At 63.6% G+C, this 7,377-nt stretch carries 2 protein-coding genes; both read left to right on the top strand.

Annotation, left to right across the window (positions count from 1 at the left end):
* On the top strand, window positions 1-5,128 hold a 5,128-nt coding region (locus BMX68_RS24740; RefSeq protein ID WP_143063367.1), incomplete at its 5' end, for a non-ribosomal peptide synthetase.
* On the top strand, window positions 5,121-7,377 hold a 2,257-nt coding region (locus BMX68_RS24735), incomplete at its 3' end, for a condensation domain-containing protein (protein WP_177178874.1). The genes BMX68_RS24740 and BMX68_RS24735, both read left to right, overlap by 8 nt.

Here is a 7,377-nt window from a genome sequence, read left to right as displayed (position 1 = left end):
GGAGCAGGAGGCGGTACGCGAGGCCATTGTGCTGGCGGTGCCGGGCAGCAGTGGCCTGCAACTGTCGGCCTATGTGGTGCCGACGCAACGCTCGGTGAGTCAGGCCGGGCCGGCGGAGCAGGCGGCTGTGCGCGAGCGGATGCGTGCCCGGCTCAAGGGCAGCCTGCCGGACTATATGGTACCGACGCACGTGCTGTTCCTTGAGGGATTGCCGTTGAGCCCGAATGGCAAGCTGGACCGCAAGGCCCTGCCACTGCCGGATGCTAGCCAGGCGCAACAGGCTTTTGTCGCTCCGGTCACGGCGCTGGAACAGCAGATCGCGGCGATCTGGCAGGCGGTGCTGAAGGTCGAGCGGGTCGGGCTGAACGACAACTTCTTCGAGCTGGGCGGCGACTCGATCATCTCGATCCAGGTCGTCAGTCGGGCGCGCCAGGCAGGTGTGCGTTTCACTCCTCGGGACCTGTTCCTGCACCAGACCGTCCAGGGTCTGGCCGGCATCGCCAGGCAAGGCGAAAGTCGCGAGCACATCGATCAGGGGCTGGTGTCGGGCGCCTCGCCGTTGTTGCCCATCCAGCGGGCTTTTTTTGAGGCGCCAATCACTGCGCGCGAGCATTGGAACCAGGCGGTTTTGCTCAAGCCGCAACAGCCGGTGCAGGCATCCTCGCTGCAACAGGCGCTCGAAGCATTGTGGCTGCATCACGATGGACTGCGCAGCGTCTTCCGCGAAACCCCCAGCGGGTGGAAGGCCGAACTGCCCAGCACCCGGACGCTGCCCGAAGATCTCTTATGGTCGGTACAAGGCCTGCGAGCCGACGAGCTGGTGCCTCTCTATGACCAGGCCCAGGCCAGCCTGAATCTGGAGCAGGGGCCATTGCTGCGAGGTGTGCTGGCGACATTGGTGGACGGCAGCCAACGACTGTTACTGATTATCCATCACCTGGTGGTGGATGGGGTGTCCTGGCGTATCCTGCTGGAAGACTTGCAGTCTGCCTTGCAGCAAATCACTCAGGGCCAGAGCGTGAGCCTGCCGGGCAAGACCCATTCGTTCAAGGTCTGGGCCGAGCGCTTGCAGGCCTATGCACAGGGCGAGGTGCTGCAAACTGAGTTGCCTTACTGGCGTCGGCAGTTGGACGAGGGCGCGCGCGAGCTGCCCTGCGAGCGTCCACGAGGCAGTCTCCAGAGCCGTTACGCCGTGGTAGTGCGTTCTCGCCTGGATACCTCGCTGACTCGCCGGTTGTTGCAGGATGCGCCTGCTGCCTACCGTACCCAGGTCAATGACCTGCTACTGACGGCACTGGCCCGAGTGCTGGAACGCTGGACCGGCCAGCCAGATCACCTGATCCAGCTCGAAGGCCATGGTCGCGAGGAGCTGTTCGACGATCTCGATCTGTCCCGTACCGTGGGCTGGTTCACCAGCCAGTTTCCGCTCCGGCTGGTTTCGGCGCCGAACCAGGCGGTCGCCATCAAGCAGATCAAGGAACAGTTGCGGGCCATTCCCAAGCGGGGGATTGGCTTTGGTCTCCTGCGTTACCTGGCGAGTGCCACGATCCAGGCAGAACTTGCCGCGCTAGCGCTGCCCCGTATCACCTTCAACTACCTGGGGCAGTTCGACGGCAGTTTCGATGCCGAGGAGGGCGCGTGGTTCAAGCCGACCGGCGAACCGGCCGGCGCCGAACAGAATCCCGAGGCGTCGCTGGACAATTGGCTGAGCCTTGAGGGACAGGTTTACCAAGGCGAGTTCGAGCTGCGCTGGACCTTCAGCCGGGAGATGTTCGACGAAGCCACCGTGCAGCAACTGGCCGACCATTTCGCGCTGGAGCTGGCCGCGCTGGTGGAGCACTGTTGCCAGATCGAGCAGGGCGGCGTGACACCGTCAGATTTCCCGTTGGCGGCACTTGGACAGGCGGCCCTGGACGAACTGGCGTTGCCGGCCCGGCAGATCGAAGACCTGTATCCATTGTCCCCGATGCAGCAGGGTATGTTGTTCCATACCTTGCATGAATCGGGCAAGGGTACCTATATCAATCAACTGTGCGTGGATGTCGAGGGCCTGGATGTCGAACGTTTTCGAGCCGCTTGGCAAGCCACGCTGGACACCCACGATATCCTGCGCAGCGGTTTCCTCTGGCAGAGCCCGCTACAGACTCCACTGCAGATCGTCCGGCGTCAGGTGCCGTTGTCATTCAGCGCACTGGACTGGCGCGAAGAAGCAGGACTGCCTGGCATGCTGGAGGCTTTCGCCGAGCGCGAGCGCGCCCGTGGTTTCGATCTCGATCAGCCGGGGCTGCTGCGCCTGAGTCTGATCCGCACCGCTGCGCGACGTCATCACCTGATCTTGACCCACCACCATATCCTCATGGATGGCTGGAGCAGTTCGCAGTTGTTGGGCGAGGTCTTGCAGCGCTATGGCGGACAAGCCCCGAGCTATCCGGCCGGGCGTTTCCGTGATTATATCGACTGGTTGCAACGCCAGGATGCCGCAGGTACGCAGGCGTTCTGGGCGGAGCAGTTGCGCCCGCTGCAGGATCCGACCCGGCTCGGCCAATGCATCGCCCGTGCCCCGGCGGCGGTGCATGAGCACGGATATGGCGCGCACCATCACCCGCTCGACGCCCTGGCTACGGCCCGGCTAGGGGCGTTCGCCCGACAACAGAAAGTCACGCTCAACACCCTGCTCCAGGCCGCCTGGTTGTTGCTGTTGCAGCGTTATACCGGGCGCGACACGGTAGTCTTCGGCACCACTGTCTCGGGACGCCCCGCGGAACTGGCCGGCATCGAGCATCAGTTGGGGCTGTTTATCAACACCTTGCCACTGGTGGCGACCCCTCGGCCTCAGGACACCGTCGGGCAATGGTTGCAAGCCTTGCAGGCCCTGAATCTGGCGCTGCGCGATCATGAGCATACGCCGCTGTTCGAGGTGCAGCGTTGGGCTGGCCGGACGGGCGAGGCGCTCTTCGACAATATCCTCGTGTTCGAGAACTTCCCGATCTCCGAGGCGCTGGAGCAAGGTGCTGCGCACGGCCTGCATTTCGGCGAGGTGATCAACCACGACCAGACCAGTTTTCCGTTGACCCTGGGCGTCACCCTGGGGCAGACATTGGCCCTGCATTATAACTTTGCCCATGAACACTATGACCGGGCGACCATCGAACGGCTCAATGGGCATTTGCTGGCGTTGCTCGATGGCTTGAGCCAGGACGCGCAACGGACCCTGGGCGAGGTCGCATTACTACAGGCCGACGAACAGCAGGCGGTGGTCGAGGGATGGAATACGACGCAGACGCTCTACCCACTGGAGCGTTGCGTGCATGAGCTGATCGAGGATCAGGTCGAGCGTACTCCCCAGGCTCCGGCCCTGGTATTTGGCGAGACGCAACTGACTTACCGCCAGCTCGACGAGCGTGCCAACCGCCTGGCCCATGAACTGATCGCATTGGGTGTCGGCCCCGAGGTGCTGGTAGGCATCGCCGCCGAGCGCAGCCTAGAGATGGTGATCGGCCTGCTGGCGATTCTCAAGGCCGGTGGCGCCTATGTCCCGCTGGACCCGGATTATCCTGCTGATAGGCTGGCCTACCTGATCGACGATAGCGCTATCGCACTGTTGTTGACCCAGCAGGCGCTGCTTGCCCGCCTACCAGTCCCGTCAGGGCTGCGGACACTGTGCCTGGATGATGCCTTGCCGCAAGGTGGGTCGGCGTACCGTCCAGGTCTGGTTCTGGACCCGGAAAACCTGGCTTATGTGATCTACACCTCGGGCTCCACCGGCAAGCCCAAGGGCGCGGGCAATCGTCATCGGGCCTTGACCAACCGCCTGTGCTGGATGCAGCAGGCCTACGGGCTGGATGCCACGGATAGCGTATTGCAGAAGACGCCGTTCGGTTTCGATGTCTCGGTCTGGGAGTTTTTCTGGCCACTGATGACGGGAGCGCGCCTGATCGTCGCGGCCCCCGGCGATCATCGCGATCCGGCCCGGCTGGTTGCCCTGATCAATGCCCGGCGGGTCACGACACTGCACTTCGTGCCGTCGATGCTGCAGGTCTTCTTGCAGCATCCGGGGGTGGCTGGGTGTGGCGGGTTGCGACGGATCATCTGTAGTGGCGAAGCCCTGTCCACGGCTGCCCAGCGCCAAGTGTTCGAGCAACTGCCGACGGTGGGCCTGTTCAACCTGTACGGTCCTACCGAGGCGGCAATCGACGTTACCCATTGGACCTGTCGTGAAGAGGGCCACGACAGCGTGCCCATCGGCCAACCGATTGCCAACCTGAGCACCTACCTCCTCAGCCATGACCTGCAACCCTTGCCGACCGGAGTCGTGGGGGAACTGTATCTGGGTGGCGAAGGCCTTGCCCGTGGTTATCGGCGCCGGGCGGGCTTGACCGCCGAGCGGTTCGTGGCCAGCCCGTTCGGCGCGGGTCAACGCCTCTACCGTACAGGTGACCTGGCGCGCTATCGCGAGGACGGGGTGATCGAGTACGCCGGCCGAATCGACCATCAGGTGAAGATCCGTGGCCTGCGCATCGAACTGGGTGAAATCGAAGCCCGCCTGCTGGAGCAGGCCAGTGTCCGCGAGGCGGTGGTGCTGGCAGTCGAGGCGGCGGCGGGGCTGCAACTGGTGGGGTATGTCGTGCCGAGCAACAACGACCTGGCGGTCGAGGCCCAGCCGGCGCTGCGCGAGGCACTCAAGTCGGCCCTGCTGGAAAAACTGCCCGAGTACATGGTGCCTGTCCATCTGCTGTTCCTCGACCACTTGCCATTGAGCCCCAATGGCAAGCTGGAGCGCCGTGCCCTGCCGGCGCCTGAAGTGCAGGGGCGTGCCGGGTTCCGGGCTCCACAAAGTGAGCTCGAACGAGTATTGGCCGGTATCTGGAAAGACGTACTGCAACTCGAACGTATTGGTCTGGACGACGATTTCTTCGAGCTGGGCGGTCATTCGCTGCAACTGGTGATGATGCTGGCAAGGGTGCGCGATGCCCTGGGCGTCGAGTTGCCGATAAAGGATTTCTATGCGTTGCGGGTACTCCAGGCATTGGCCGCGCACCTGGCGGCGGTGATGGCCGCTGAGGCGCCGGGCGATGAGCTCGACCTGATCTTCGGCGCTCTTGATGAATTGGAGGAAGACCATGCTTAATCAACATCCAGCGCGTACCCAGGAACTGATCGAACGGATCAGGGGGCTGGATGGCGACAAGCGCCGACAACTGTTTGGCAAGTTGCAGCAGGCCGGGGTCAATGTCGCTCGCCTGCCCATTGTGCCGGTCAGCGAATCAGGGCCGTTGCCCTTGTCCTATGCGCAGCAGCGGCAATGGTTCCTCTGGCAGTTGGACCCGCAAGGCAGTGCCTACAACATCTGCAGTGCACTGCGCCTGCACGGCTCGCTGGACCGAGTAGCGCTGGACCGCAGCTTCGCGCAATTGATTGCCCGGCATGCCAGCCTGCGCACGCGGTTTGTCGAAGCCCAGACACAGACCTGCCAGGTGGTCCTGCCCGTGGAGTCGGTCGAGTTGCGGATCGGCGACACGCCCTTACCGATCGACGATGAGGCGCTGGCGATCAAGGCGTGCCTGGAAGCCGAGGCCGCCACCGCGTTCGATCTGCTCAACGGGCCGCTGATGCGCGTGCGCCTGCTGCCGTTGAACCGCGACCAGCATCTGCTGGTGGTGACCTTGCACCACATCATCAGCGATGGTTGGTCCATGGGGATCATGGTCGAGGAACTGCTGGAGTTCTATGCGGCGTCGAGCGCGGGTGTGCCGCCGCGTCTGGCGCCGTTGCCGGTGGATTACGTTGACTATGCGCAGTGGCAGCGTCAATGGCTGGAGTCCGGAGAGGGCGAGCGCCAGCTTGCCTACTGGCAGGCGCAACTGGGCGGTGAACAGCCAATACTGGCATTGGCGCTCGATCATCCACGGCCCTCGGTCCAGAGTTACCGTGGGTCAAGCCTGTCGGTTGTTTTGCCCGCCGCCCTGGCTCAGGCTCTCAAGCGTCTGGCCCACGAGCAGGACACGTCGCTGTTCACTCTTGTGCTCGGGACGTTTCAGGCACTGTTGCAGCGTTATTCCGGGCAGTCGGATATCCGGGTCGGCGTACCGATTGCCAACCGCAACCGGGTTGAGACCGAGCGTCTGATCGGCTTTTTTGTCAACACCCAGGTGTTGAAGGCGACCGTGGACCCCCAGGCAACCTTCCTCAGTCTGCTGCAACAGGTCAAACAGGCGGCACAGCAGGCGCAGGCCCACCAGGACCTGCCTTTCGAACAACTGGTCGAGGCCCTGCACCCCGAGCGCAGTCTGAGCTATAGCCCGCTGTTCCAAGTGATGTACAACCACCAGGTCACGAGCCCCAACCAGACCCGGCAACTGGCTACCTTGCAGGCTGAAACCCTGGACAGTGAAGAGCTTTCGGCGCAATTCGACCTGACGCTGGACACCTACGAGACCGCCGCTGGCCTGACGGCCACCTGGTCCTATGCGACCGATCTGTTCGAGTCCTCGACTATCGAGCGTCTGGCACGGCACTGGCAGAATCTGTTGCGAGCGGTCATTGCCGATCCAACGCAGCGTATCGGCGAACTGGCGTTGCTGGACATGGACGAACAACGGCTGCTGACCCATGACTGGGGCCGCCGCGACCGCGAGTATCCGAGCAACCTGTGCGTTCACGAATTGATCCAGCAGCAAGCCCAACGGGTGCCGGACAAGATCGCGCTGATCTGCGCCGGCCAGAGCCTGAGCTACCGCCAGCTCAATTGCCAGGCCAATCGCCTGGCCCACCACCTGAAAACGCTGGGCATCGGCCCCGAAGTGCTGGTGGGGATTGCCGTCGAGCGTGGCTTGGACATGGTGGTGGGGTTGCTGGCGGTGCTCAAGGCTGGCGGCGCGTATGTGCCGCTGGACCCGCAGTATCCAGCGGAGCGCCTGCGGTGCATGATCGAAGACAGCGGCAGCCGCCTGTTGCTGACCCAGACCGCGCTGCTCGAACGCCTGCCGATTCCCGAGGGCGTGCGCAGCCTGTGCCTCGACCAGGCGATGGCGTGGAGCGAGGAGGACGACGGCGATCTGCCCAACCGCGCCGACCCGGACAACCTGGCGTATGTGATGTTCACCTCGGGCTCGACCGGTCGGCCCAAAGGCGTGGGCATCAGCCACGCTTGCCTGACCCGGCATGCCTATGTATCGCTCCAGTTCTTCGGCCTGAGCGAGGCCGACCGCATGTTGCAGTTCGCCACCTTCAACTTCGACGGATTTGTCGAGCAGTTGTATCCGCCGCTGCTCTGCGGCGCCTCGGTGGTGCTGCGGGGTGGCGAGATTTGGGACAGCGAGACGTTCTACCAACACCTGATCACCCAGCGGATCAGCGTGGTCGATCTGACGACGGCCT

Source organism: Pseudomonas agarici, from assembly GCF_900109755.1.
Lineage (GTDB): Bacteria > Pseudomonadota > Gammaproteobacteria > Pseudomonadales > Pseudomonadaceae > Aquipseudomonas > Aquipseudomonas agarici.
This window is presented reverse-complemented; position numbering and strand designations above follow the sequence as displayed.